The 23,684-nt window shown below is 72.1% G+C and carries 18 protein-coding genes and 1 riboswitch; of the genes, 7 read left to right on the top strand and 11 right to left on the bottom strand.

Going from position 1 to position 23,684, the window contains the following annotated elements; translation table 11 throughout:
* The first annotated feature begins 96 nt into the window (after positions 1-96).
* Positions 97-465 carry a TraR/DksA C4-type zinc finger protein gene (locus tag KZX45_RS05490; protein ID WP_248256685.1) on the top strand — a complete coding sequence of 123 codons (369 nt, stop codon included), beginning with the start codon at positions 97-99 and terminating at the stop codon, positions 463-465.
* Between the two features lie 9 nt (positions 466-474).
* Here KZX45_RS05490 and KZX45_RS05485 read toward each other — a convergent pair whose 3' ends face one another.
* The 6 genes from KZX45_RS05485 to KZX45_RS05460 all read right to left on the bottom strand — a co-directional run bounded on the left by KZX45_RS05485 (position 475) and on the right by KZX45_RS05460 (position 6,472).
* Complete coding sequence (locus KZX45_RS05485; RefSeq protein WP_248256684.1) at positions 475-1,782, bottom strand: hypothetical protein; 1,308 nt, start codon at positions 1,780-1,782, stop codon at positions 475-477.
* Entirely contained in the window at positions 1,782-2,309 is a 528-nt protein-coding gene (locus tag KZX45_RS05480) for a sigma-70 family RNA polymerase sigma factor (protein WP_248256683.1), read from the bottom strand. The genes KZX45_RS05485 and KZX45_RS05480 overlap by 1 nt, the downstream gene beginning before the upstream one ends.
* A 132-nt stretch (positions 2,310-2,441) precedes the next feature.
* The gene (locus tag KZX45_RS05475) at positions 2,442-3,263 is read right to left on the bottom strand and encodes an exodeoxyribonuclease III (protein ID WP_248256682.1); all 822 of its coding nucleotides are present in this window, start codon (positions 3,261-3,263) and stop codon (positions 2,442-2,444) included.
* A 234-nt stretch (positions 3,264-3,497) separates the two neighbouring features.
* On the bottom strand, positions 3,498-4,385 hold the full coding sequence (locus tag KZX45_RS05470; RefSeq protein ID WP_248256681.1) for a bifunctional methylenetetrahydrofolate dehydrogenase/methenyltetrahydrofolate cyclohydrolase: 888 nt from the start codon (positions 4,383-4,385) through the stop codon (positions 3,498-3,500).
* Positions 4,382-5,680, bottom strand: a complete 1,299-nt coding sequence (glyA, locus tag KZX45_RS05465; RefSeq protein WP_248256680.1) for a serine hydroxymethyltransferase — start codon at positions 5,678-5,680, stop codon at positions 4,382-4,384. The genes KZX45_RS05470 and glyA overlap by 4 nt, the downstream gene beginning before the upstream one ends.
* 55 nt (positions 5,681-5,735) lie before the next feature.
* Positions 5,736-5,825, bottom strand: a riboswitch (ZMP/ZTP riboswitch).
* A gap of 116 nt (positions 5,826-5,941) precedes the next feature.
* Positions 5,942-6,472: a GNAT family N-acetyltransferase gene (locus tag KZX45_RS05460; protein WP_248256679.1), complete on the bottom strand. Its 531-nt coding sequence runs from the start codon at positions 6,470-6,472 to the stop codon at positions 5,942-5,944.
* A gap of 95 nt (positions 6,473-6,567) precedes the next feature.
* Between KZX45_RS05460 and purU the strand changes: the two genes are divergently transcribed.
* From purU to KZX45_RS05430, 6 genes are all read left to right on the top strand, one after another.
* Positions 6,568-7,422 carry a formyltetrahydrofolate deformylase gene (gene purU, locus KZX45_RS05455; protein WP_248256678.1) on the top strand — a complete coding sequence of 285 codons (855 nt, stop codon included), beginning with the start codon at positions 6,568-6,570 and terminating at the stop codon, positions 7,420-7,422.
* A gap of 291 nt (positions 7,423-7,713) precedes the next feature.
* Complete coding sequence (locus tag KZX45_RS05450; RefSeq protein WP_248256677.1) at positions 7,714-8,892, top strand: ROK family transcriptional regulator; 1,179 nt, start codon at positions 7,714-7,716, stop codon at positions 8,890-8,892.
* Between the two features lie 221 nt (positions 8,893-9,113).
* The gene (locus tag KZX45_RS05445) at positions 9,114-10,400 is read left to right on the top strand and encodes an ABC transporter substrate-binding protein (RefSeq protein WP_248256676.1); all 1,287 of its coding nucleotides are present in this window, start codon (positions 9,114-9,116) and stop codon (positions 10,398-10,400) included.
* 80 nt (positions 10,401-10,480) lie between these two features.
* Entirely contained in the window at positions 10,481-11,383 is a 903-nt protein-coding gene (locus KZX45_RS05440; RefSeq protein WP_248256675.1) for a carbohydrate ABC transporter permease, read from the top strand.
* Positions 11,380-12,282 carry a carbohydrate ABC transporter permease gene (locus KZX45_RS05435; protein ID WP_248256674.1) on the top strand — a complete coding sequence of 301 codons (903 nt, stop codon included), beginning with the start codon at positions 11,380-11,382 and terminating at the stop codon, positions 12,280-12,282. The genes KZX45_RS05440 and KZX45_RS05435 overlap by 4 nt, the downstream gene beginning before the upstream one ends.
* 78 nt (positions 12,283-12,360) lie before the next feature.
* Entirely contained in the window at positions 12,361-13,152 is a 792-nt protein-coding gene (locus KZX45_RS05430) for a DUF4190 domain-containing protein (protein ID WP_248256673.1), read from the top strand.
* A 244-nt stretch (positions 13,153-13,396) separates the two neighbouring features.
* Here the strand turns inward: KZX45_RS05430 and pulA are convergent, their stop codons facing one another.
* From pulA to KZX45_RS05405, 5 genes are all read right to left on the bottom strand, one after another.
* Positions 13,397-19,273, bottom strand: a complete 5,877-nt coding sequence (gene pulA, locus KZX45_RS05425; protein ID WP_248256672.1) for a pullulanase-type alpha-1,6-glucosidase — start codon at positions 19,271-19,273, stop codon at positions 13,397-13,399.
* 187 nt (positions 19,274-19,460) lie between these two features.
* Complete coding sequence (locus KZX45_RS05420) at positions 19,461-20,447, bottom strand: malate dehydrogenase (RefSeq protein WP_248256671.1); 987 nt, start codon at positions 20,445-20,447, stop codon at positions 19,461-19,463.
* A 282-nt stretch (positions 20,448-20,729) separates the two neighbouring features.
* Positions 20,730-21,947: an NADP-dependent isocitrate dehydrogenase gene (locus tag KZX45_RS05415; protein ID WP_248256670.1), complete on the bottom strand. Its 1,218-nt coding sequence runs from the start codon at positions 21,945-21,947 to the stop codon at positions 20,730-20,732.
* A gap of 93 nt (positions 21,948-22,040) precedes the next feature.
* Positions 22,041-23,321 carry a hemolysin family protein gene (locus tag KZX45_RS05410; protein ID WP_248256669.1) on the bottom strand — a complete coding sequence of 427 codons (1,281 nt, stop codon included), beginning with the start codon at positions 23,319-23,321 and terminating at the stop codon, positions 22,041-22,043.
* A gap of 70 nt (positions 23,322-23,391) precedes the next feature.
* Positions 23,392-23,670 carry a DUF3017 domain-containing protein gene (locus KZX45_RS05405; protein ID WP_248256668.1) on the bottom strand — a complete coding sequence of 93 codons (279 nt, stop codon included), beginning with the start codon at positions 23,668-23,670 and terminating at the stop codon, positions 23,392-23,394.
* Between the last annotated feature and the right edge of the window lie 14 nt (positions 23,671-23,684).

Genomic DNA, 23,684 nt, shown 5'->3' with positions numbered 1-23,684 from the left:
CGCCGGTGCACGTGGGCCCGGCGGCACCCGGCGGCACCCGGCGGCGTCCGCGGCGGAAACCGCACCCTGGGCAGGTGGCCGGAGTACCGTGTCCGCATGACGGACGGCGAGAAGCCTGACGGCACGGCACGGGAACGGCTCCTCACGCTGCGCGCGGCCACGGAGGCCCGCCTCGCGGCGCTCGACGGCACGTTCGAGGAGGTCGTCGCGGCCAGCGAGAGCGCCAACGCCGACGACGAGCACGATCCCGAGGGCACCACCATCGGCTACGAGCGCGCCCAGGTGGTCGCGCTCACCGAGAGCGCCCGGCACACGCTGGGCGAGGTCGACGCCGCGCTCGAGCGGCTGGAGCAGGGCACGTACGGCGTCTGCCAGAACTGCGGGAACCCCATCGAGCCGGGCCGCCTCGAGGCGCGGCCGACGGCGACGCTCTGCGTCACCTGCGCCCGGGCCGCCGCCCGCTGACGCCTGCGGTCAGTCGATCCTGATCGACGTGGCCAGCCGGACGACGTCCGCGAACTCCTGGGAGGCGAGGTAGGCCGCCCGTTCGTCCGCGGTGCGGAACTGGTACCGGGCGCCGTCGAGCCGGACGGCGACGTCACCGACGATGTGCTCCTCGGGCAGGTCGCACCACGCACCGGAGTCCGGTGCGGCGGACGGGACGTACCTGGTGGTGGAGAGCTCCACCCCGAGGGCGTCCACGGCCGTGACCAGCCCGACGTCCAGCGGCCCGAGCTGGGACTGCAGCTGGGTGGGCTCGCGACCCTCGACGAGGTACGTGGCGTCCATCGTCGCGCACTCCGGCTGCTCGCCCTCCCGCGTCGTCACCGTGAGCCGGGCGACGCTCTTGCTTCGCGGGTCGAAGTAGGCGACCTCGTGCCGCACGTCGTCGGCCCCGCCGCCGGCGGCCGCACCGCGGAGCTCGTCGTGGGCCCAGGCGGCGTCCGACCGCCAGGAGAACTCCGCGGGTCCCGCGGTCCCGGACGCCCAACTCCCGGCCGGGGTGCCGACCGTCCAGGCCACGGTCTCCGGACCGAGCAGCCGCTGACCGGTCTCGGCGTCGACCCCGATCTGCGCGTACTGCTCGGCCATCCTCTGCGCGGCGGGCGGGTCCCCGGGCAGCCGGTAGCCGAGGAGGGCGGGCCAGGAGTGGTACACCGGCACGGCCACCGTGCCGTCGGGGAGCTCCCGCGGGTCCTCGACGGCCCACCGATCGTCCTCCCAGCGAGCCAGGATGATCCCGGCCGCGACGTCGTCGACGTCGGCCGCGGAGAACCACCGGTCCGACATGTTGAGAGCGGCGATGCCGTCCACGCAGCCGACCACGGGGTACTCCCACGGCTCGGTGGCGAGCGCGTGGTCGCCCTGGGTGAGCACCTGCGTGACGTCGAGAGCCTCGCACACGGCGGAGTCCTCGAAGAAGACGTCGTCGTGCGCCGGGACCAGCCCGTTGGGCAGACCGGTGGGTGAGGCCGAGGGCTCGGGAGACGGCGTCGCGGGTGGCTCGGTCGGCACACCTGGGGCCGAGCTGCCGTCCGGGTTGGCGGGCTGGGCGGGCACGTCCGGCGTCGTCTGCCACTGGTGGGCGAGGACCAGACCGCCGGCGAGGGCGGCCGCCACCCCGACGGCGCCGCCCCACACCGCCAGGTGCTCGCGACGCCTGCGCCGCCGGGTCGTGGACGCCTTCGACGGCCCCTTCATCTCCGCGAGCCGGAACGGGCGGGGGCCGGGCGCCTCGCGCGCGGGGTCGGCAGCCTTCATCAGCTCCTCGATGCGGTCCATCAGCGCTGCCCTCCGTCCATGACGATGTCGTGCCCGACGAGCTCCGGAGGAGCGAGCCGGGCGAAGGCCTTGCGGGCGCGGAACAGGCGCGACGCAGCGGCGGCCTCCCCGCAGCCCAGGACGGCGGCCAGGTCCGCCCCGCGGAACCCGTCCCAGTAGGCGAGCATCAGGACGTCCCGGTCCTGCTCACGCATCGTCGCGAGCACCTCAAGCACGCTGTCTCGCACCAGGTCGTACCCCGGTGCCGGGGAGCCCGCGACGGCGCCGTCGCGCAGCCGTGCCGTCAGCCGTTCTCGCCGGCCGCGCGCCCTGACCTCGTTGAGCACGAGGTTCTTCGCCGTGCCGATCAACCAGGGCAGGTCCACCGAACGCGCCTTCCGCAGCCGCTGCCACGCGATCCGGAAGACGTCGTTGGTCAGCTCGTCCGCCGTCGCCCGGTCGAGCACCCGGCGGTAGACGTAGCGGTGGACGGTGCCGGCGTGCCGGACGTACAAGGCCTCGACGGCGGTGTCGTGGTCGATCGGCACGTCATCCCCTCCGTGTCGTGCTCGGCGGCCGCCCGGTCCCGGCCTCTCACCCCGTACATGTCCGGCACGCCGCTCCACATTTCACGGACTACCGAGAATCTTCTCCGATACCCGTCTGCCCTCTGGGCGGCGCTACCTCTGCACGTCGTAGGTGGCGACCACCGGGGCGTGGTCGGAGAACCGCTGGTCGTAGGAGGCGGCCCGGTCGACCCCGGCGTCCGTCACCCGCTCCGCGAGCTCGGGGGTGGCGAGCTGGTAGTCGATGCGCCAGCCGGCGTCGTTGTCGAACGCCTTCCCGCGCCACGACCACCACGTGTACGGGCCGGGGCGGTCGCCGGCGACCTTGCGGCCGACGTCCACCCACCCGTCGGCGAACCACTTGTCGAGGTAGGCGATCTCCTCGTCGAGCACCCCGGACGCCTTGTTGTGGTTGCCCTTCCAGTTCTTGATGTCCACCTCGCGGTGGACGATGTTGAGGTCCCCGCCGACGACGACGTCGCGCCGGCCGTCCCTGGCCTCCTCGGCGAGCTCGCCCAGACGCTTGGTCACCTTCTCCAGGTGCGCGTACTTCGCCTCCATCTTGGGCGTGTTCGCCGTGCCGGAGTGCACGTAGACGGACACCACGGTCAGCGGCCGTTCCGCCCCCGCGACGTCGAGGTCCATCTCCACCCAGCGCCCGGTGTCCACGGGCTCCTCGGGGACGCCGTTGCCCAGGCCAACGCGCACGGCCGTGGCGGGCAGGCGCGAGGCGATGGCGACGCCGGCGCGGCCCCTGACGTCGCACGCGTGGTGGGCGGTGGTCCACTCCTGCCCGAGATGCGCCTCGAGGACGTCGTCGGTGGCGCGCACCTCCTGCAGCAGCATCACGTCGGGCCGACGCTCCTCGACCCACCTGCCCATGCCGCGCTTGTAGGCCGCGCGGATGCCGTTGACGTTGACGGAGGCGATCTTCATGCCTCCATGGTCGCCGATGCCACGGACATCCCCGGACCGCGGCCGGGCGACGGGCACGGTGCGATTCGCCACTCGGGCGTGCGGCAGGCCCGCCCGCCGGCGCTCCGAGAACCCGACCGACCGGCGCACCGCGAACCCGAGCGACGGTCGCTCCGAGGACGTGACAACGGGGATGATCGGTGTCCCGGGCGGGCACCGATCATCCCCGTTGTCACCTACCACGCTCCGCGCGGCTCAGGCCTGCGCGGCCTGCCGCTCCGCCGTGTCCACCACGTTCGCGAGGAGCATCGCCCGCGTCATGGGCCCGACCCCGCCCGGGTTGGGCGAGAGCCACGACGCGACCTCGGCGACGCCGTCGGCGACGTCCCCGCGCAGCTTCGCCTTGCCGGAGACCGGGTCGACGGTCCGGGAGACGCCGACGTCGAGGACGACGGCACCCGGCTTGACCATGTCCGCCGTGATGATCCCGGGCTGGCCCGCCGCCGCGACGACCACGTCCGCCTCGCCGACGTGCTTGGCGAGGTCGCGCGTGCCGGTGTGGGTGAGCGTGACGGTGGCGTTGACGTCCTTGCGGGTGAGGAGCAGCCCGATGGAGCGGCCCACGGTGGTGCCGCGCCCCACGACGCACACCTCCTTGCCCGCCAGGTCGATGCCGTGGCGCGCGAGCAGCTCGAGGACCGCCCGCGGGGTGCACGGCAGCGGGGAGGTGACCTCCTCCTTCACGCGCAGGACGAGCCGCCCGAGGTTCGTCGGGTGCAGTCCGTCGGCGTCCTTGGCCGGGTCGATCAGCTCGAGCACCGCGTTGGTGTCGATGCCCTTCGGCAGCGGCAGCTGGACGATGTAGCCCGTGCAGGCGGGGTCGGCGTTGAGCCGCTCGACGGCGGCCTCGACGGCGGCCTGGGACGCGTCGGCCGGGAGGTCCTCCCGGATCGAGGCGATGCCGACCTCGGCGCAGTCGCGGTGCTTGCCCGCCACGTACGCCTTCGAACCGGGGTCCTCCCCCACCAGCACGGTGCCGAGACCCGGGGTGACCCCCTGCGCCCTCAGCGCGGCGACGCGCCCGGCCAGCTCGGCCTTGATCGTCGCCGCCGTCGCCCTGCCGTCCAGGACCTGAGCGGTCACTGCTGCAGGCCCGGGTACAGCGGGAAGGAGTCGGTGAGCGCACGCACGCGCGCCTTCATCGCCTCGGCGTCGGTGGCGGCTCCGTTGACCAGGGTGGTCGCGATGATGTCCGCGACCTCGGTGAACTCCGTGGCGCCGAACCCGCGGGTCGCCAGCGCCGGGGTGCCGATGCGCAGGCCGGACGTCACCCGCGGCGGGCGCGGGTCGAACGGCACGGCGTTGCGGTTGACGGTGATGCCGGCGTCGTGGAGGAGGTCCTCCGCCTGCTGGCCGTCGAGGGCGGAGTTCCGCAGGTCCACGAGGACGAGGTGGACGTCGGTGCCGCCGGTCAGCACCGAGACGCCGGCGTCGCGCACGTCCTGGGCGGAGAGCCGCTCGGCGATGATCCGCGCACCCTCGAGGGTGCGGCGCTGGCGGTCCTGGAACTCCTCGCCGGCCGCGATCTTGAACGCCACGGCCTTCGCGGCGATGACGTGCATGAGCGGTCCGCCCTGCTGGCCGGGGAAGACGGCGGAGTCGAGCTTCTTGCCGAAGGCCTCCTTGTCCCGGGACAGGATGAACCCGGACCGGGGGCCGCCGATGGTCTTGTGGACCGTGGAGGAGACGACGTCGGAGTGCGGCACCGGGGACGGGTGCAGCCCCGCGGCCACGAGGCCGGCGAAGTGCGCCATGTCGGTCCACAGGTAGGCGCCGACCTCGTCGGCGATCTCCCGGAACGCGGCGAAGTCGAGCTGGCGGGGGTAGGCGGACCAGCCGGCGATGATGACCTTCGGCCGGGCCTCGAGGGCCTTCTCGCGGACGGCGTCCATCTCGATGCGGTGGCTCTGCTCGTCCACGCCGTAGGCGGCGATGTCGTAGAGCTTGCCGGAGAAGTTGATCTTCATGCCGTGCGTGAGGTGCCCGCCGTGGGCGAGCGAGAGGCCGAGGACCTTGTCCCCGGGCGTGGCGATGGCGTGCAGCACCGCGGCGTTGGCCTGGGCGCCGGAGTGGGGCTGGACGTTGGCGTACTCGGCGCCGAAGAGGGAGGTGGCGCGCTGGATCGCGAGGTTCTCCGCGATGTCGACCTGCTCGCAGCCGCCGTAGTAGCGGCGGCCGGGGTAGCCCTCCGCGTACTTGTTCGTCAGCACGGAGCCCTGCGCCTGCAGGACGGCGCGCGGGACGAAGTTCTCGCTGGCGATCATCTCGAGGGTCTCGCGCTGCCGGGCGAGCTCGCCGTCGAGGACGGCCGCGATCTCCGGGTCCAGCTCCGCGAGGCTCTGGTCGGCCACGGACGTGTCAGGTCTGGTCTGGCTCATGGTTCCTCCGCTGTCGGTCACGCACGGCACGTGCGTGGATGCACTCCGTTAGGTGACCCTCGGCCCAGGCGGACGACCTCGGGGATCCTGCTCGTGTCGCTCCCCGGTGGTGACCCACCTGCTGGCGCCAGTTGCGACGCGGACGAGACTACCAAGTCCCGGTGACCGGTTCCCGGACTCTCGCTCGGGTGGTCGGGGGCCGGGTGACCGTGGGGATGCGGGGGTCGGGGGTCGGGGGTCGGGGGGCGCGGTGCCCGAGGCTCAGGCCGTCACGTCACGCTCGGGGAGGTCGGCGAGCCCGGCGTCGGCCTCCGGGCCGTCCTCGCCGAGGATGCGCCGCAGGTAGGCGTACGTCAGGTCGCCGGTGTGCTGGTCGAACTGGTGCTCGTAGCCAGCCTTGTTGTACATCGCCAGGTTGTGCTTGGAGTCCTGCCCGGTGAAGACCCAGACCTCCTTGGTCTGCTCGGGGAGGTACTGCAGCACCGCCATGAGGAGCTGGGTGCCGATCCCACGCCCCTGGAGGTCGGGGACGACGGCGAGCCGGCCGAGGGTCGCACGCTCGGCCTCCAGCTCCACCCGGACCGAGCCCACGAGGCGGTGGCCGATCCACGCGCCGAGGGTGACGACATCGGGCCGGCCGATGTCGGCCACGAGCTCGGTGAGCGACTGCGTGAGCGCCGGGAGGTTGGGGTCACCGTAGAGCTGCGCCTCGGTCACGAAGGCGGCCCGCCGCACGGTGAGCAGCTCGCCGGCCCCCTCCTCGGTGATGAGGTCGATCTTGACGTCGTCCATCCCCACAGTCTGGCATCAGAGCGCGGACGTGGTGGTCCGTACCCGCACCGCGGACGCGGCGCCCGCGCGGGACCGGGCCGACTACCCTGCGACGGATGAGCACCTCGACCGCGCACCTCGTCCTCGCCCTGTCCTGCCCGGACCGGCCCGGGATCGTGCACGCCGTCTCCGGGGCGCTCGCGGAGCACGGCGGCAACATCACCGAGTCCCAGCAGTTCGGCGACCCCTCCACGGGACTGTTCTTCATGCGGGTGCAGGTGGAGACCCGGGCACCGCTCACCGAGGTGCGGGCGGCGCTCGAGGACATCGCCGGCACGTTCGCCATGACGTTCACCCTCGACGAGGTGGGCCGGCCGGTGCGGACGCTGATCATGGCGTCCAAGGACCCGCACTGCCTGTCGGACCTGCTGTTCCGCCACCGCTTCCAGCGGCTGCCGATCGAGCCGGTCGGGGTCGTCGCGAACCACCCCGACCTCGCCCCGATCGCAGAGTTCTACGACGTCCCGTTCCACCACGTCCCGGTCACGAGGGAGACGAAGGACCAGGCCGAGGCCGAGCTGCTGCGGCTGGTCCGCGACCTCGACGTCGAGCTGGTCGTCCTCGCGAGGTACATGCAGATCCTCTCGGACCGGGTGTGCCAGGAGCTCGCGGGCAACGTCATCAACATCCACCACTCCTTCCTGCCGAGCTTCAAGGGTGCCCGCCCGTACGCGCAGGCGCACGGGCGCGGCGTGAAGCTGATCGGCGCGACGGCGCACTACGTGACCGCCGACCTCGACGAGGGCCCGATCATCGAGCAGGACGTCGAACGGGTCACCCACGCCGACGACGTGGCCGAGATGGTGGCGCGCGGGCAGGACGTGGAGCGCCGGGTCCTCGCCCGCGCCGTGCGGTGGCACGCCGAGCACCGGGTGCTCATCGACGGCCGGCGCACCGTCGTCTTCCCGTAGGGACGGATCGCGCCACCTCCCGTAGGGACGGACCTCGTCGCGCGACGGCGGGACTGACCTCTGCACGTCGCGGGGACTGACCTCTGCACGGCGCCCCCACGCCGGCCTGACCAGTTCCCGGCCTGCCCGGCAGGCCACTTCCCGGCCTGCCTGGCGGCACCCTCGGCTCCCGCGTACCGGGGTTGCTCGACATCCTCCACCTGGTCGGCTACGTTTTCTCCATTCGGAGCATCAATGGGCTACCGACATCGCATCTTTTGGTCCAACGGCGGACCGAAAAGGGGGAAGCACGTGGGTCGCGCAGATCCGACCACCTCGCGCGCGCGGGGCCGCACCCGCCGCGCGGTGATCGCGCTGCTCTCCGAGGGACCGCGCTCACGTGCGGAGATCGCCCGCGAGCTGGGCGTCTCCCCCACCACGGTCTCCAACCTCGTGACGGAGCTGCTGGAGAGCGGCTCCGCCGTCGAGCAGGCGGCCGCGGACGGGCGCCGGGGCAGACCCGCCCGGACGATCTCCCTGGTGCCCGCACCGGGGCTCGTGGCCGGTGTCGACGTCGGGCGCACGCACCTGCGGGCCGCGCTGGCCACCCGTGACGGGGAGATCCGCGCCGAGCGCGAGGTCGCGCTGCCCGCGGACCACACGGGGCAACGGACCGTCCCGGTCGTGCTGGACCTGATCGGGGACCTGCTCAGGGACGCCTCGGACCAGGGAGGGGAGCTGGTCGCCGTCGGGGTCGGCCTGCCCGGACCGGTCGACGGCCCCGAGCGCACGGTCGGACCCGGGACGATCCTCACCGGCTGGGCGGGCTTCGACGTCGCCGGCCGGCTCGAGGAGGCGCTGGGGGTCCCCGTCGTCGCCGACAACGACGCCACCCTGGGCATGCTGGCCGAGGCGCGCTGGGGCGCCGCGCAGGGCGCGACGGACGCCGCCTACGTGAAGATCTCCACCGGCGTGGGCGCGGGCCTGCTGCTCGGCGGCCGTCTGCACCGCGGCGCCGGCGGGACGGCGGGCGAGCTCGGCCACACCCCGCTCCAGCCGGACGGCGCGGTCTGCCGGTGCGGCAACCGTGGCTGCCTGGAGACCGTCACCTCGGTGCCCGCCGTGCTGCAGATGCTCCGTCCGACGCTCGGTGAGGGACTGACCATCGAGCAGGTGGTCGCCGCCGCAGCAGCCGGGGACCCGCCCTGCCGCCGCATGATCGAGGACGTCGGGCGCAACCTGGGGCGCGGCGTCGCGCTGCTGGGCAACCTCGTCGACCCCGAGGTCGTCGTCCTGGGCGGGCCGCTGGTGGCCGCGGGCGAGCCCTTCCTGGCGGCGGTGAGCGCGTCGCTGCGCCGCTCCGTCATCCCCTCCGTCGCCAGGCGCCTGCGGGTCGTGCCCGCCGCGCTCGGCCCCCGCACAGAGGTGCTGGGTGCGCTCGCGCTCGCGCTGGAGAGCGCGCCCACGCCGTACGGCTACCTGCTGGACTGAGCGACCATGTTCGATCACGTGAGAGGAAGTGCGATACGCGGACTCCACTTGTGGCAATATGTCGCCCGCCAGATCACAACACGGCGACGATTTCCTCCAATGCCTCACCCAATATCGGTTTAGGGGCACACTGAAGAACCGGATGCCCGGCCCTCGGCCGGTCCCCGTCCCGGCGGCCCGCCGGAACGGTCGGGACGACGACGTTTCGAAGGAGAAGCACGATGCGACGCACAGCGACGGTGGCCGGGATCGCGGCCGCCAGCCTCATCCTCGCCGCCTGCGGCGGCGACGGTGACGGCGGTACCGACGGCGCCACCGGCGGTGGTGGCGGGGGCGGCGGGGACCAGGTGGAGGTCTTCACCTGGTGGGCCCAGGGCTCGGAGAAGGCCGGCCTGGACGCCCTGGTCGGGGTGTTCAACGAGCAGCATCCCGACGTGGAGTTCATCAACGGTGCGGTGGCCGGCGGCGCCGGCTCCGCCGCCAAGGACATGCTGCAGTCCCGCCTGCAGGCCGGCGACCCGCCGGACACCTTCCAGGCCCACGCCGGCCAGGAGCTCACCGACTACATCAACGCCGGCCAGCTCGAGGACGTCTCGGCCATGTACGACGAGTTCGGGCTCACCGACGTCTTCCCGCAGGACCTCATCGACCTGCTCACCGTCGAGGACGCGATCTACTCGGTGCCCTCGAACATCCACCGCTCCAACGTGGTGTGGGCGAACCCGTCCGTGCTCGAGGAGGCGGGGATCGACCCGGCCGCCGTCCCGGCCGACATCGACGCCTGGATCGCGGACCTGGAGAAGGTCCAGGCCGCGGGCAAGACGCCGCTGTCGGTGGCGACGACGTGGACCCAGGTGCACCTGCTCGAGACGGTGCTCATGGCCGACCTCGGCGAGGAGGCCTACAACGGCCTCTGGACCGGCGAGACCGACTGGGCCGGCCCGGAGGTCACGCAGGCGCTCGAGCACTTCGAGACCCTCATCGGCTTCACCAACACCGACCGTGACGGCCTCGACTGGCCCGAGTCGACCCAGATGGTCATCGACGGCTCCGCCGCCTACAACGTGATGGGTGACTGGGCGGTCGCGGCGTTCGAGGAGCAGGGCATCGAGCGCGGCACCGGTTTTGTCGACTTCCCGGTCCCGGGCACCGACGGCATGTTCGGTTTCCTGGCCGACTCCTTCACCCTCCCGGTGGGCGCCCCCAACCCCGACGGCGCCAAGGCGTGGCTCGAGACGGTCGGCTCCCTCGAGGGCCAGGTGGCGTTCAACAAGGCGAAGGGCTCCATCCCGGCCCGGACCGACGCCGACCCCGCGGAGTTCTCCGAGTACCAGCAGAGCGCGATCGAGGCCTACGCCGACGACGCGATCGTTCCCTCGCTGGCCCACGGAGCCGCCTCGCCGATCGCCGTGCTGAACGGCGTCTCCGACGCGACGAGCAAGTTCACCACCGGGGCGTCCGACCTCGCGACGTTCCAGAGCGAGCTGGCGACCGCCGCCGGCAGCTGACCCGAGTCGGTGACGGGTGCGGCGTCCCGCACCCGTCACCGCGTCCGCGCCATCGTTCCCGACCTTCGCTGGAGACCGAAGTGAAGACCGTCAAGCGCTGGGGTCCGCCGCTGCTGCTGCTGACCCCCTCCCTGATCCTGATCGCCGTCTTCGTCTACGGCCTCATCGCGGTCAACTTCCAGACCTCGTTCACCGACTCCCACACGGCCCCGCAGGCGACCGGGGTGATGCCCACCGTCTTCGTCGGGCTGGAGAACTACGTCGCGCTGCTGGGTTCGGAGGCCTTCCAGCACTCGCTGAAGAACCTCCTGCTCTACACGGCCGTCTTCCTCGTGGGGACGATGGTGATCGGCTTCGTGTGGGCGTGGGTCCTCGAGCGGCCCGCCAAGGGCGAGGGCTTCTTCCGCTCGATCTTCCTCTTCCCCATGGCCGTCTCGTTCATCGCCTCCGGCGTCGTGTGGCGCTGGCTGCTGAACTCCAACGAGGGGGAGAGCGCCCTCGGCCTGAACCGCCTGTTCCAGATCGTCGGCCTCGACTTCCTCCAGAACCCCTGGTGGAACAACGTCACGTGGGGCATCGCCGCCATCGCCATCCCGGCCATCTGGCAGCTCTCCGGCTACGTCATGGCGCTGTTCCTCGCCGGGTTCCGCGGCATCCCGGACGAGCTGCGCGAGGCGGGGCGGATCGACGGCGCCTCGGAGTGGCAGCTGTACCGCCACGTGATCTTCCCGCAGCTCTCCCCCGTGGCGCTCTCGGCCCTGATCATCATCGGGCACATGTCGCTCAAGGCCTTCGACCTGATCATGTCGATCTCGAAGCCGGCGAACTACCAGACCAAGGTGCCCGCCGTCGACATGTACGTGTTCAAGTCGAGCTTCGACTACGCGAACTCGGCGGCGGTCGGCGCGATCCTGCTGATCATCGTCGCGCTGCTGATCATCCCCTACCTCGTGTACACCACCCGGAAGGAGGGCGGCCGATGACCACCGCCGTCCCGGCCCCCGCCCCCGTCGACGTCGCGGCGAGGCGGCCCGTGAGCGCGCCCGAGCGGCGCCCGGCGAGCCGGTTCTCCGCGGGCCGGACCCTGAGGTACGCGATCCTGCTGGCCTCCCTCCTCCTGGTCCTGATCCCCGTCTACGTGCTCATCGTCACCAGCTTCAAGGGTCCGGGCGACGCCACGCCGGCCCGTGCCTGGGCGCTGCCGCAGCTGTGGACCATGGACAACTGGACCGCCGCGTGGGAGACGCTCTCGCCGTCGCTCTGGCGGTCGGTGCAGATGGTGGTCCCGGCGTCGATCATCTCCGCCTTCCTGGGGTCGATGAACGGCTTCGTGCTCTCGCGCTGGTCCTTCCGCGGCGCGAACATCGTCTTCACGCTGATCCTGTTCGGGATGTTCATCCCGTACCAGGCGGTCATGATCCCGCTGCTGCAGCTGATGCTGGGCCTGGACGTCCCGAGCGGCATCCCGTCCCTGATCCTCGTGCACGTCATCTACGGCATCCCGATCACCACACTGATCTTCCGCAACTACTACGAGTCGGTGCCCAAGGAGCTCATCGAGGCCGCAAGGGTCGACGGCGCAGGGATGCTCCGCACGTACGTCTCGGTGGTCCTGCCGATCTCGATCCCGAGCTTCGTGGTCGTGCTGATCTGGCAGTTCACCTCCGCCTGGAACGACTTCCTCTTCGCGGTGTTCTTCTCCTCCAGCCAGAACGGCCCCGTCACGCTCGCGCTGAACAACCTGGCCAACGGCGCGCTGCTGCAGAACTACGGCGTGTCGATGTCCGGCGCCCTGCTGGCGTCGCTGCCCACGCTGCTGGTCTACATCGTGCTGGGCAAGTACTTCATCGGTGGCCTGATGTCGGGCTCGGTCAAGGGCTGACCCGCGCCGTGCGCGGGCGGCCTGCGGGCCACCCGCGCACGTGGGAGCATGGCGGGAACCGACGTGAGGAGCGCTCCGATGTCGTCAACGCCCCCCGGCCGCGAGCCGTACGAGCCCGGCCGGCACGACCCCGAAGATGCCCGCCCCGAGGGCGACCGTCCCGACGACGCCGGCGGCCGCGCCGCGCAGGACGACACCACGGTCTACCCCCAGCCCCACGGCGCCGGCTACCAGGGCGGCCCGCCGCCGGGGTCGACGGGCACCCCCTACCAGGGCGTCCCGTACCAGGGCTCCGAGGCTCCTCCCGGCACCGCCGCGTACCCCGGCTATCCCGAGCCCGGCTACGCGGACGCCGACTACCAGAGCACCCCGCGCCAGCCCTACGAGGGCGCCCCTTACCAGGGCGGCCAGTACCAGGGCGGCGGCCAGTACCAGACCGGTGGGCAGTATCAGGGCGGTCAGTACCAGGGGACGCCGTACGGCGGCGGCTACCGCGGAACCTCGTACGGCGGGCAGGCCCCGCGCAACGGCATGGGGCTGGCCGCGCTGATCCTCGCCGTCATCTCACTGCTGATCGCATGGATCCCGTTCCTGGGACTCCTCGGCGGTCTCGGCGGGCTGATCGCCGTCGTGCTGGGCGCCATCGGGCTCGGCCGCGCCAAGCGTGGCGAGGCCACGAACCGCGGCACCGCGATCGCCGGGATCGTCATCGGCGTGCTCGCGATCCTGCTGGCCGTCGCCTCGACGATGTTCGGCTCCTTCCTGCTCTCCGAGGTCCTCGGCCCGGAGTTCCAGGCGTGCATGGAGCAGTACGGCGACGACCCGACGGCGCTCCAGCGTTGCCTCGAGAGCGTGGGCACCGGCAGCTAGCCTCACCCTCGTGCGTCACCCGCTCGGCACGTCCGTCGCGCTCCTCGTGCTGCCCTGGCGGGCCTCCTGCCCGACACCTGGCTCGGCGTCGTCGTCGGTCTCGTCCTCCACGCCGCCACGCGGCGGCCCCCGCTGGGACGCGTACCCGAGGGCCGCCCGGTTCCCGCGCCTCTGACGCGACCGCGCGCGCAGGAGGCGCCGCCCGCGGCGGGCGGCGCCTCCTGTGGTCCCTGGCTCCGGGGTCTCAGGCCCCCGGCTTCTCGGCCCGCGAGTAGCTCTTCGCGGGCACCTCGCCGGCCGGGCCGCGCCCGGGGCGGTCCGCGGGAGGCCCGACCGGGGTCTCCCCGGGCCGACCGGGCCCGGTGGGCCGGTCGGACGGCATGCCGGACCCGGGGCCGGACGGCGGCTCCTCCCCCGGGGCGGCCTCGACGAGCACCGCGACGGTCCGCGCCGGCACGGTCACGGTGCCGGTGGCGGCGTCGTACGTGGTGGCACGCACGACGTCGTCCGCGCCGGCCGCCTGGACCGGCGAGAGGACGTACTCGCGGCCCGCCAGCCCCACGACGGTCTCGGTGACCGGCTCGGGCGACGCGTTGAAGACCGTGAGCACGCCGTCCAGGTCGGGGTCGACGTCCTCGCCCAGGCGGTCGTCGACGTGCATGACGATGACGCCGGGCGTCGCCTCGGGGCCGGAGCCGGGGAAGCTGACCTTCTCCTGGATCGCCCCGGCCGAGCCGAGCCGGAAGAGCTCGGTGGAGGTGCGCAGCCGGAGCAGGTCCTGCGCCTGGGCCGCCGCGGCGTCGATGTCCGCCGGGGCCGGCCGGAGCGCCGGGTCGGCGAGCAGCGGCGCCATCACGCCCCACTTGTCCTCGTTGTCCGCCGCCGGCGGCAGCCCGACCCCGAAGTTGTTGGTCTGCCGGGACCAGTCGAGCAGGTTGAAGTGGTCGCCCGAGTTGTAGCTGTTGCGGTCCAGCGACTTCGAGCGCAGCAGGTCCGCCCCCGCGTGCCAGAAGCTCGGGGTCTGCGACAGCGCCGTCGTCGCCAGCGACAGCGTGCTCATCCGCACCCGGTCCGCCATCGGGGTGTCCACGGGCAGCTTGAGGACGAGATTGTCGAAGAGCGTCTCGTTGTCGTGCGCGTCGACGTAGGTGACGACCTCCTCCGGGCTGTCGGCGTAGCCGGCCGGCTGCCCGTTGTAGTCGAGCTCGTCGCCGCGCTGGACGGCCCCGGAGCTCGTGAGGAACGAGTACTCGCGCAGGTTGCCGGCCAGGCCGAGCCGCACGAGGTCGGTGGCGTGGGCGAGCCGCGCCGCCTGCTCCTCGGGCGTGCCCGCGGCCACGGCGTTCGGGTCGGTGGCGAGGCCCGAGCCGAAGCCCTGGTACACCCGCTGGTCCTCGTCGAAGGGCCCGCCGCCGCGGACGGCGTCGCGCAGCCGGTCGGAGAAGGTCCCGATGCCGGTGCCGCCGAGCTGGCCCTGGGTGGCCTGGGTGAAGCGGGCGTTGTCCGCCACCTCGCCGAAGTTCCAGCCCTCGCCGTACAGGTAGACCGAGGAGCCGTCGACGCCGTCCTCCTCGAGCGTCAGCTCGTCGAGCGCGGCCCGGACGGCCTGCATGTTCTCCACGCTGTGGTGGCCCATGAGGTCGAACCGGAACCCGTCGACGCGGTAGTCCCCCGCCCAGGTCACGACCGAGTCGACCATGAGCTTCTCGGCCATCTCGTGCTCGGTGGCGACGTTCTGGCAGCAGGTCGAGGTCTCCACCGAGCCGGTGGCGCTGAGGCGGTGGTAGTAGCCCGGGACCACGCGGTCCAGCACCGACTTCTCGCCCTGCCCGGACTGGGCGGTGTGGTTGAAGACCTGGTCGAGGACCACCTGCAGACCGGCGTCGTGCAGACCGCCCACCATGGAGCGGAACTCGGCCACGCGCGCTCCGCCGTGCTGGTTGCCGGGCGAGGCGTAGGAGCCCTCCGGCGCCGAGAAGTGGTATGGGTCGTAGCCCCAGTTGAAGGCGTCCTGGTCGGCGACGGCGGCCACCGCCGCCTGCTGCTCGGCCGAGTCGGGCGCGGCGTCGGCCGGGAGGTCCGGCACGGCCTGGTGCGCCCGGTCCTCCTCGATCGTGGCGATGTCGAACGTGGGCAGCAGGTGCACGGTGTTCATGCCGGCCTCGGCGAGGTCGCGCAGGTGGTCCGTGCCCGCGGTGCCCTCGAGCGCGAAGGCGGCGTAGGTGCCGCGCAGCTCCTCGGGGACGGTGGCGTCGGCGACGGAGAAGTCGCGGACGTGAAGCTCGTAGATCGTGCGGTCCACCGGGTCCTCGATCACCGGCGCGGGCGTCTCCGCCCAGAGCCGGGGCGCCCAGACGTCGTCGTCGAGGTCGACGAGGACGGAGTGGGTCGAGTTCAGCGTCAGCCCCACGGAGTACGGGTCGGTGACCACGTTGGTCTCCACCGCCCCGGTGGCGGGGGCGTAGACGTCGACCTCGTAGCGGTAGGCGCGGTCCTCCCAGTCCGCCGCGCCCGCGACCGTCCAGCCGCCGTCGTCCTCCCGGGTCATCTCGACCCGCTCCGGCTCGCCGGTGCCGGTACCGTCGGCCCAGAGCAGGAGGTCCACGTCCTTGGCGGTGGGGGCCCACAGCGCCAGCGACGGGGCCCCGCCCGACCACTCGGCACCGAGCGCCCTGTCCGCGGCCGCGTCGGCGTAGAGGTCGTCGAGCACGCCCGGCACCTGGACGCCGGTGAAGGCGGTGGCGCCGCCGTCGGCCCCGCGCTGGAGCACGGCGACCTGGCCGGTGAGGACGTCGCCGACGGCGGAGCGGTCGAGTCCCTCGACCGCGAGCGCGACGTGGTCCGCCAGGTGCGGGAACCGCTGACGCAGCTCCTCGCTCAGACCGCCGGGGTCGCGGGCGAGCCTGACCTCCTCGCCGCCGGTGACCGTGCCGTCGGCGAGCTCGAGGCCGCCTTCCGGCGCGTGGTGCAGCGACCAGCCCAGCGTCGCGGGGTCGGCGCCGCCGAGCAGGTCCCGCGGCCAGGCGATCGTCCCGGCGTCGAGCCAGAGCGCACGCTGCTGACCGACGCCGGCGAGCGGCGGGTCCGTGACCTCGATGGTCAGCTCGTGGGTGTCGATGTCGTAGGTGAACGTCACCGCCCTGCCCGCCGTGGCGGCGAAGGTGTAGTTGGCGCCGTCGCGGGCGCCGCCGACGCCGTAGTTCTCGGCCCAGCTGCGGTCGTGGGCGACCTTGACCTCGTACGAGCCGGCGGGCAGGGCGTCGGTGGTGAAGGTGAACGTCCCGTCGCGGTCGGGGTCGAGCATCCAGGTGGCGAGGCAGTCGGGCTGCCAGTCGCCGGGGCAGCCGAGCTCGCTCTGGAACGACCCGGGCAGGGTGATGATCGGGCCCTGCGAGGTGTTCGTGAAGTCGTGGGTGACCGGGTCGTAGATGAAGGTCACCGCGCCGCCGGCGTGGGTGTAGCGGACGTTGTCGCCGCCGGGCACGCCGCCGGCGCCGTAGTTGACGTCCCAGCTGCCGCCGACCGCCACCTTGTACTCGTAGTCGCCCGCGGGCAGCGTGAAGGTGCCGACGTACTTCCCGGACGCCTGGTCCAGCGTCAGCGCCGCGGCGGCGCAGTCCGGCTGCCAGTCGCCCGGGCAGCCCATGGCGGCGTTGTGGCTCCCGGGCACGGTGACGAGGTCGCCGCCGACGGGCTCCTCGGCCGGGTCCCCCGTGACGTCGACGCCGACCGAGCCGAGGGTCGACGCCGCCGCCCGGGTGCCGGCCGCGTCCACGGTGACGGCGCGGTACTCCACGAGCGTCCCGGCCGGCAGGCCGGCGGTGTCGTGGAAGACGCGCGGGGTGTCGTCCTCGGCGGTGCCGAGCGGGTGCCAGCCGGCCTCGCCGACGAGACGGTAGGCGAACGAGGTCTCGGCCCAGCGGTCGTCGGCGACGTCGGCGCTCACCGGCGCGAGCCCCTCCACCCTGGCCCCGGCGGCCGGGGCGAGGACGATGGTCTGCTCCTCCGCGGCGGCCACCGGCCGGTCGGCCTCGAGGGCGACGGCGGTCAGGGCCGGGACGGTGAGCGTCACGGAGCCGGCGGGGTCCGCCGTCGCCGGCTCCTGCGTGCCGTGCAGGGGGGCGTAGGTCGCCCCCGGGGTGAGGGTGGTGAGGGTGACGGTCTGCGGCGTCGTCGCGTTGTTGACGGCGACGAGGTGCTCGACCTTCTCCTCCCGGTCCACCCGGGCGAAGGCGTATACCCCGGCGCCGTCGGTGGCGTGCAGCTCGATCTGGGCGCCGCTGTCCAGGGCGGGGTGGGCGTCGCGCAGGGCGGCGAGCCCGGCGATGTGCTCGTACAGCGGCGCCGTGGTGTCGAAGTGGTCGCCGGCCCCGAAGGCGGTGCCGTCGAGCAGCGGCTGGTCCACGTACTCCTGGGTCTGTGAGGCGAACATGTCCTGGCGGGCCGACTTGTCGTTGCCCAGGCCCACGAACCCCTGCTCGTCGCCGTAGTAGACGACGGGCTGGCCGCGGGTGAGGTACATGAGCGAGTGGGCCAGCTCGGACCGCTCGAGCTCGGCCCCGCTGCCCTGGAGCAGGTTGCCGACCCGTCCCATGTCGTGGTTGCCGAGGAAGGTGGGCAGCGCGTCGGCGCTGGAGTGCGGCGTCGTGTAGTGGTCGTCGGAGGCGAACAGGCCCGCCAGGCCGGCCGTGGTGAACCCCTTGGCGAAGTTCAGCGCCGCCGACTGGTAGGCGAAGTCGAGGACCGAGGACATGTCGGTCTCGCGCACGTAGGGCGAGGTGAGCCGGGCGTCGGCGTCGTAGACCTCGCCGAAGGTGAAGAAGTCGGGGTTGGTGGCGGCGGCGTGAGCGTCGATCGCGGCGGTCCACTGCTCCCAGAACTCGAAGTTCACGTGCTTGGCGGTGTCGATCCGGAAGCCGTCGATGCCGAGGTCCATCCACGTGGTGTAGACGTCCGTCATCGTCTCCACGACGGTCGGGTGCTCTGTCATCAGGTCGTCGAGGCCGTCGAAGTCGCCGTAGGTGACGGACTCCCCCGACCAGGTCGAGTTGCCGCGGTTGTGGTAGAGCCGCACGTCGCTCAGGGCCTCGGGGACCACCTCGCCGGTCCGCTCGGGCGTGTAGGGGAACGACGTCGCGGCGTCGAGCTCCGGGAAGGCGCCCGTCCCGGCGTGGTCGGCGGGGTCGAACGCGTTGCCCGCCGCGTCGAGGTAGGGCGCGGTGGCCAGGTCGACGTAGGTGTACTGCTTCTCCGCGTAGTCGATCAGGTCTGCGGTGTGGTTCGTGATGATGTCGAAGTAGACCTTGATGCCCCGGGCGTGGGCGTCGTCGACGAAGCTCTCGAGCTCGGCGTTCGTGCCGAGGTGGGGGTCGATCTGGGTGAAGTCGGTGATCCAGTAGCCGTGGTAGCCCGCGGAGGCGTTCGCGCCCTCGCCCTGGACGGGGTTGTTCTTGAAGGAGGGCGTCAGCCAGATGGCGGAGGTGCCCAGGCCCTCGATGTAGTCCAGCCGCTCACGCAGACCGGCGATGTCGCCGCCGTGGTAGAAGCCCTTGTCCGTGGGGTCGAACCCGGTGGTGAGCCGGTCGCCCTCGAGGCCGCCGGTGTCGTTCGCCGGGCTGCCGTTGGCGAACCGGTCCGTGAGGACGAAGTAGAAGTTCTCGCCCGAGCCCGGCGTGCGCACCGGCGCCGCGACGAGGGCGTCGTCCTCCGGGGCGTAGCCGCCGGCGAGGCCGGGCACCTCGATGCTGACGCGGTCCGTGGCGTCGTCGAAGACGAAGCGCAGCGTCGCGGGCGCCGTCAGGTGGAGCGGCACGTTCTGCGCGGGGTGGGCGTCGTCCCACGTGCCGTCGAGGGCGACCTTGTACTCGTACGTCCCGGCGGGGACCTCGGCCTCGAGGGCGTAGACGCCCGCGGTGCCGGTCGCCGCCAGGGCCGTCGCGGCGCACGCGGTGTCCCAGTCGGCCGCGCAGCCGAGCTCGGTCTGGAGCGAGCCGGTGAGGACGACCTGGCGGTCGGCGGCGGCGGCGGGGGCGGCCAGCGAGGTGGCGGCGGCGCTCAGCCCGGCGAGGGCGAGGGTGGTCGCGCTCAGCGCGGCCACGGCGGTGCGCGGGCGGTGATCCATGCTCGGGTGACTCCTTCGTCGGCTGCGCCACGACGCGCAGGTCGACCCGAGAGTAGCGGTCCTTGCAAATTTTCAGCAAGGTTGCAGATGCCATGACCGCAAGTTCGCCCGGACAGACCGAAGGGTCCGTACCGGTACCCGGTACAGACCCTTCGGTCAGCCAGTTGTTGAGGCTGAGATGCGCCCGTCAGACGAGGCCGAGCTCCTTGACGGCGTCGCGCTCCTCGACGAGCTCGTTCACCGAGGCGTCGATCTTGCCGCGCGAGAACTCGGAGATCTCCAGGCCCTGGACGATCTCCCACTTCCCGTCCTTCGCCCGCACGGGGAAGGAGGAGATGAGGCCCTCGGGCACCCCGTAGGAGCCGTCGGAGACGATGGCGGCGGAGGTCCAGGAGTCCTGACCGGTGCCGTTGACCCAGTCGTGGACGTGGTCGATCGCGGCGTTCGCGGCCGAGGCGGCCGACGAGGCCCCGCGGGCCTCGATGATGGCGGCGCCGCGCTTGGCGACGGTCGGGATGAAGTCGCTCTCCAGCCAGGACTGGTCCACGAGCTCCGCGGCGGGCCGGCCGTCGACGGTCGCGTGGAAGATGTCCGGGTACTGGGTGGCGGAGTGGTTGCCCCAGATGGTCAGGTTCTTGATCGACGAGACCGGCGCGCCGGTCCTGGCGGCGAGCTGGCTCAGCGCACGGTTGTGGTCCAGGCGCGTCATCGCGGTGAAGCGGTCCGCCGGGACGTCCGGCGCGTGCTGCTGGGCGATGAGAGCGTTGGTGTTGGCCGGGTTCCCGACCACGAGCACGCGGATGTCCTCGGCGGCGCCGGCGTTGATCGCCTCGCCCTGGGGGCCGAAGATGCCACCGTTGGCCTCGAGCAGGTCGCCGCGCTCCATGCCCTTGCTGCGGGGACGGGCGCCGACGAGCAGCGCCACGTTGGCACCCTCGAAGCCCTGCTTCGGGTCGTCGAAGATGTCGATCCCGGCGAGCAGCGGGAAGGCGCAGTCGTCGAGCTCCATCGCGGTGCCCTCGGCGGCCTTGACGCCCTGGGGGATCTCGAGCAGACGCAGCTTCACCGGGGTGTCCGGCCCGAGCAGCTGGCCCGAGGCGATGCGGAACAGCAGGGCGTACCCGATCTGGCCGGCAGCTCCGGTCACGGTGACGTTCACCGGTGTCGTGGTCATCGACGCACTCCTTCGTGGGGTGGGAGATATCTCGGCGTCAAGATTACTCCCCGTGGCGGGGACCACATGCGGGCGTCCGAGGGGTGGCCTCCCCGTGGGCCGGCGACCTGCCCACCATCGGGTGACATGTCGACAACTCGGTGAGGTGTCAAGACCTCGCCGTCCGAGGAGATGACTCACCACGGGAATGGCATCTCACGACTGATGGTGGGGACGAGAACGCCCTGACCGCTCGAACCGGGTGGCGGACGGGCGGTCAGGGCGTTCTCGGCAGGGCTGCGGTCAGCCCAGGCGGGTCTGGAGGTTCTCGTCCAGGGTGGCGAGGAACTCCTCGGTGCTCTGCCACTCCTGGTCCGGGCCGACGAGGAGGGCCAGGTCCTTGGTCATCCTGCCCGACTCGACCGTCTTGATGACGACGTCCTCGAGGGCCTCGGCGAAGCCGGTGACCTCGGGGGTGCCGTCCAGCTTGCCGCGGTGCTTGAGGCCGCCGGTCCAGGCGAAGATCGAGGCGATCGGGTTGGTCGACGTCGGCTTGCCGGCCTGGTGCTGGCGGTAGTGCCGGGTGACCGTGCCGTGGGCCGCCTCGGCCTCGACGGTCTTGCCGTCCGGGGTCATGAGGACGGAGGTCATGAGCCCGAGGGAGCCGAAGCCCTGCGCGACGGTGTCGGACTGGACGTCGCCGTCGTAGTTCTTGCAGGCCCACACGTAGCCGCCCTCCCACTTCATGGCCGATGCGACCATGTCGTCGATGAGGCGGTGCTCGTAGGTCAGCCCGGCGGCGTCGAACTGGGCCTTGTACTCGTTCTCGAAGACCTCCTGGAAGATGTCCTTGAAGGCGCCGTCGTAGGCCTTGAGGATGGTGTTCTTCGTGGAGAGGTACACGGGGTAGTTGCGCTGCAGGCCGTAGGCGAACGAGGCCCGGGCGAAGTCGGCGATGGAGTTGTTGTAGTTGTACATGCCCATCGCCACGCCGCCGTCCTCGCCGTAGTTGGCGACGACGTGCTGGATCGGCTCGGAGCCGTCCTCCGGCGTGAAGGTGATGGTGAGCTGGCCGGCGCCGGGCACCTTGAAGTTGGTGGCCTTGTACTGGTCGCCGTGGGCGTGACGGCCGATGACGATCGGCTTGGTCCAGCCCGGCACGAGGCGCGGGACGTTGGAGATGATGATCGGCTCGCGGAAGACGACGCCGCCGAGGATGTTGCGGATCGTGCCGTTGGGCGAGACCCACATCTTCTTCAGGCCGAACTCCTCGACGCGGGCCTCGTCGGGCGTGATCGTGGCGCACTTGACGCCGACGTTGTGCTCCTTGATGGCGTTGGCCGCGTCGATGGTGACCTGGTCGTCCGTGGCGTCACGGTTCTGGATCGACAGGTCGTAGTACCGCAGGTCCACGTCCAGGTAGGGGTGGATGAGCCGGTCCTTGATGAACTGCCAGATGATCCGGGTCATCTCGTCGCCGTCGAGCTCGACGACCGGGCCCGCCACCTTGATCTTCGTCATGGTCCCGCAACACTCCTGACCGCCCGCGAGGGGCGCTGTCGACTTCTGCGCCGGGGCCCCGGCGCCAGACACAGATTACTCGATGTCGAGATATCAGGCGGTGCGGGCCTTCTCCCGGGCGACCTCCACCCGGTCCACCCGGCGGCCGTCCATCGCGGTCACGGTGAGCACGGCGTCGCCCCAGGTCACGGAGTCCCCCACGGCGGGAAGCCGGCCGAGCTCGGACATGATGAAGCCGGCGAGCGTGTCGTAGGGGCCGTCCGGCAGCTCGCGGCCGAGCACCTTGGCCACCTCCGCGCGGCCCAGCAGGCCCGCGACGCTCTCGGTCTCCCCGTGGCCGACGACCTCGGGGTCCTCCCGGTCGTACTCGTCCTGGATCTGGCCGACGAACTCCTCCACGACGTCCTCCAGGGTGACGATCCCGTCCGTGCCGCCGTACTCGTCGACGACGATCGCGAGGTGGGCGTGGGCGCGGCGCATCTCCGTCAGGGCGGTGAGGACCTGCTTGCCCGTCGGGAAGTAGAGCAGGTCGCGGACGACGTCGCCGATCGTGCGCACGTGCGGCGCCGGGTTGATGAGGTCGCGGATGTGGATGAAGCCGAGGACGTCGTCGTTGTTCTCGCCCCGCACCGGGTAGCGGGAGTGCTCGAGGGTGCCGACCAGGCGCTGCGCCTCCTCCACCGGCATGGCGGCGTCGAGGAACTCCACCTCGGTGCGCGGGGTCATGATCTCCTGCACGGTGCGCTCCCCGACCGAGAGCAGGTCCACGACCATGTCGCGCTCCTCCTCGCCGAGGGACTCGTGCTGGGCGACGAGCGAGCGCAGCTCGTCCGCCCCCATCTCCTCCCGCTGCGCGCTCGGGTCCCGGCCCAGCAGGCGCATGACCACGTCCACGGAGGCGCCGAGGAACCAGATGACCGGGCGCAGCAGGGTGGCGATCCAGTCCAGCGGCCGGGCCACGAGCAACGACACGGTCTCGGCGCTCTGCATGGCGAGGCGCTTGGGCACCAGCTCGCCGAGAACGAGCGACAGGTAGGAGATGATCACCGTCGTCGCCACGAACGCCACCCCGTGGGCGACCGACCCCGGCACGCCCCACCCCTCGAGGACCGGCGCGACGACGGGCGCGATCTGCGCGGCGCCGAAGGAGGCCGAGAAGAACCCGGCGAGGGTGACGCCCACCTGAACGGCGGAGAGAAACCGGTTGGAGTCGGCGGTGAGCCGCGCGACCTTCGCGCCGGCGCCGCCCCGTCGCGCCATGGCCTGCACCTGGCTGTCCCGCAGGGACACCAGCGCCATCTCGGACGCTGCGAACACCCCGCCCACCAGGATGAAGAGGAGGACGAGGGCGATGTCGGTGATGACGGCACTCACCGCACCATTGTCGGCCAGGACCGGACGGCCCGCGTTCGCAGACCGGACCGGCGAGGGAGCGAACCCGCCCTCAGCTGCCCGGCGGCACGGTCGCGTTCCCCCAGGGGCTGAGGTAGCCGAGGGCGACGGCGAGCGCGAGGAGGAAGACCACGTCGAAGGCCCGGGACCGCGCCCCCGGGAGGACGGACTCCGGCACGACGGCGCGGAGGACCGCACCGAGGGCGAGGAACGCCGCGAGCGCGGTCACGCCGGTGCGCGCGTCCACGAGGAAGGCCAGCAGGCAGACCAGGACGATCGCGGCGACGACGACCGCGAAGGTGGTCGAGCGGAGGAGGCGCGCGCTGGTCATGGTGCGGACGAGAC

The organism is Georgenia sp. EYE_87, from assembly GCF_023148685.1.
GTDB lineage: Bacteria > Actinomycetota > Actinomycetes > Actinomycetales > Actinomycetaceae > Georgenia.
The sequence above is the reverse complement of the archived record's forward strand: the minus strand, read 5'-3'. Positions and strand labels throughout refer to the sequence as shown.

What these genes read in the sequence shown, in the direction of transcription:
- KZX45_RS05430 (WP_248256673.1), top strand. Translation starts at nt 12,361, where the DNA reads ATGTCGTCAACGCCCCCCGGCCGCGAGCCGTACGAGCCCGGCCGGCAC.
- KZX45_RS05485 (WP_248256684.1), bottom strand. Translation starts at nt 1,782, where the DNA reads ATGGACCGCATCGAGGAGCTGATGAAGGCTGCCGACCCCGCGCGCGAG.
- glyA (WP_248256680.1), bottom strand. Translation starts at nt 5,680, where the DNA reads ATGAGCCAGACCAGACCTGACACGTCCGTGGCCGACCAGAGCCTCGCG.
- KZX45_RS05445 (WP_248256676.1), top strand. Translation starts at nt 9,114, where the DNA reads ATGCGACGCACAGCGACGGTGGCCGGGATCGCGGCCGCCAGCCTCATC.
- KZX45_RS05475 (WP_248256682.1), bottom strand. Translation starts at nt 3,263, where the DNA reads ATGAAGATCGCCTCCGTCAACGTCAACGGCATCCGCGCGGCCTACAAG.
- KZX45_RS05405 (WP_248256668.1), bottom strand. Translation starts at nt 23,670, where the DNA reads ATGACCAGCGCGCGCCTCCTCCGCTCGACCACCTTCGCGGTCGTCGTC.
- KZX45_RS05420 (WP_248256671.1), bottom strand. Translation starts at nt 20,447, where the DNA reads ATGACCACGACACCGGTGAACGTCACCGTGACCGGAGCTGCCGGCCAG.
- KZX45_RS05435 (WP_248256674.1), top strand. Translation starts at nt 11,380, where the DNA reads ATGACCACCGCCGTCCCGGCCCCCGCCCCCGTCGACGTCGCGGCGAGG.
- KZX45_RS05415 (WP_248256670.1), bottom strand. Translation starts at nt 21,947, where the DNA reads ATGACGAAGATCAAGGTGGCGGGCCCGGTCGTCGAGCTCGACGGCGAC.
- purU (WP_248256678.1), top strand. Translation starts at nt 6,568, where the DNA reads ATGAGCACCTCGACCGCGCACCTCGTCCTCGCCCTGTCCTGCCCGGAC.
- KZX45_RS05460 (WP_248256679.1), bottom strand. Translation starts at nt 6,472, where the DNA reads ATGGACGACGTCAAGATCGACCTCATCACCGAGGAGGGGGCCGGCGAG.
- pulA (WP_248256672.1), bottom strand. Translation starts at nt 19,273, where the DNA reads ATGGATCACCGCCCGCGCACCGCCGTGGCCGCGCTGAGCGCGACCACC.
- KZX45_RS05490 (WP_248256685.1), top strand. Translation starts at nt 97, where the DNA reads ATGACGGACGGCGAGAAGCCTGACGGCACGGCACGGGAACGGCTCCTC.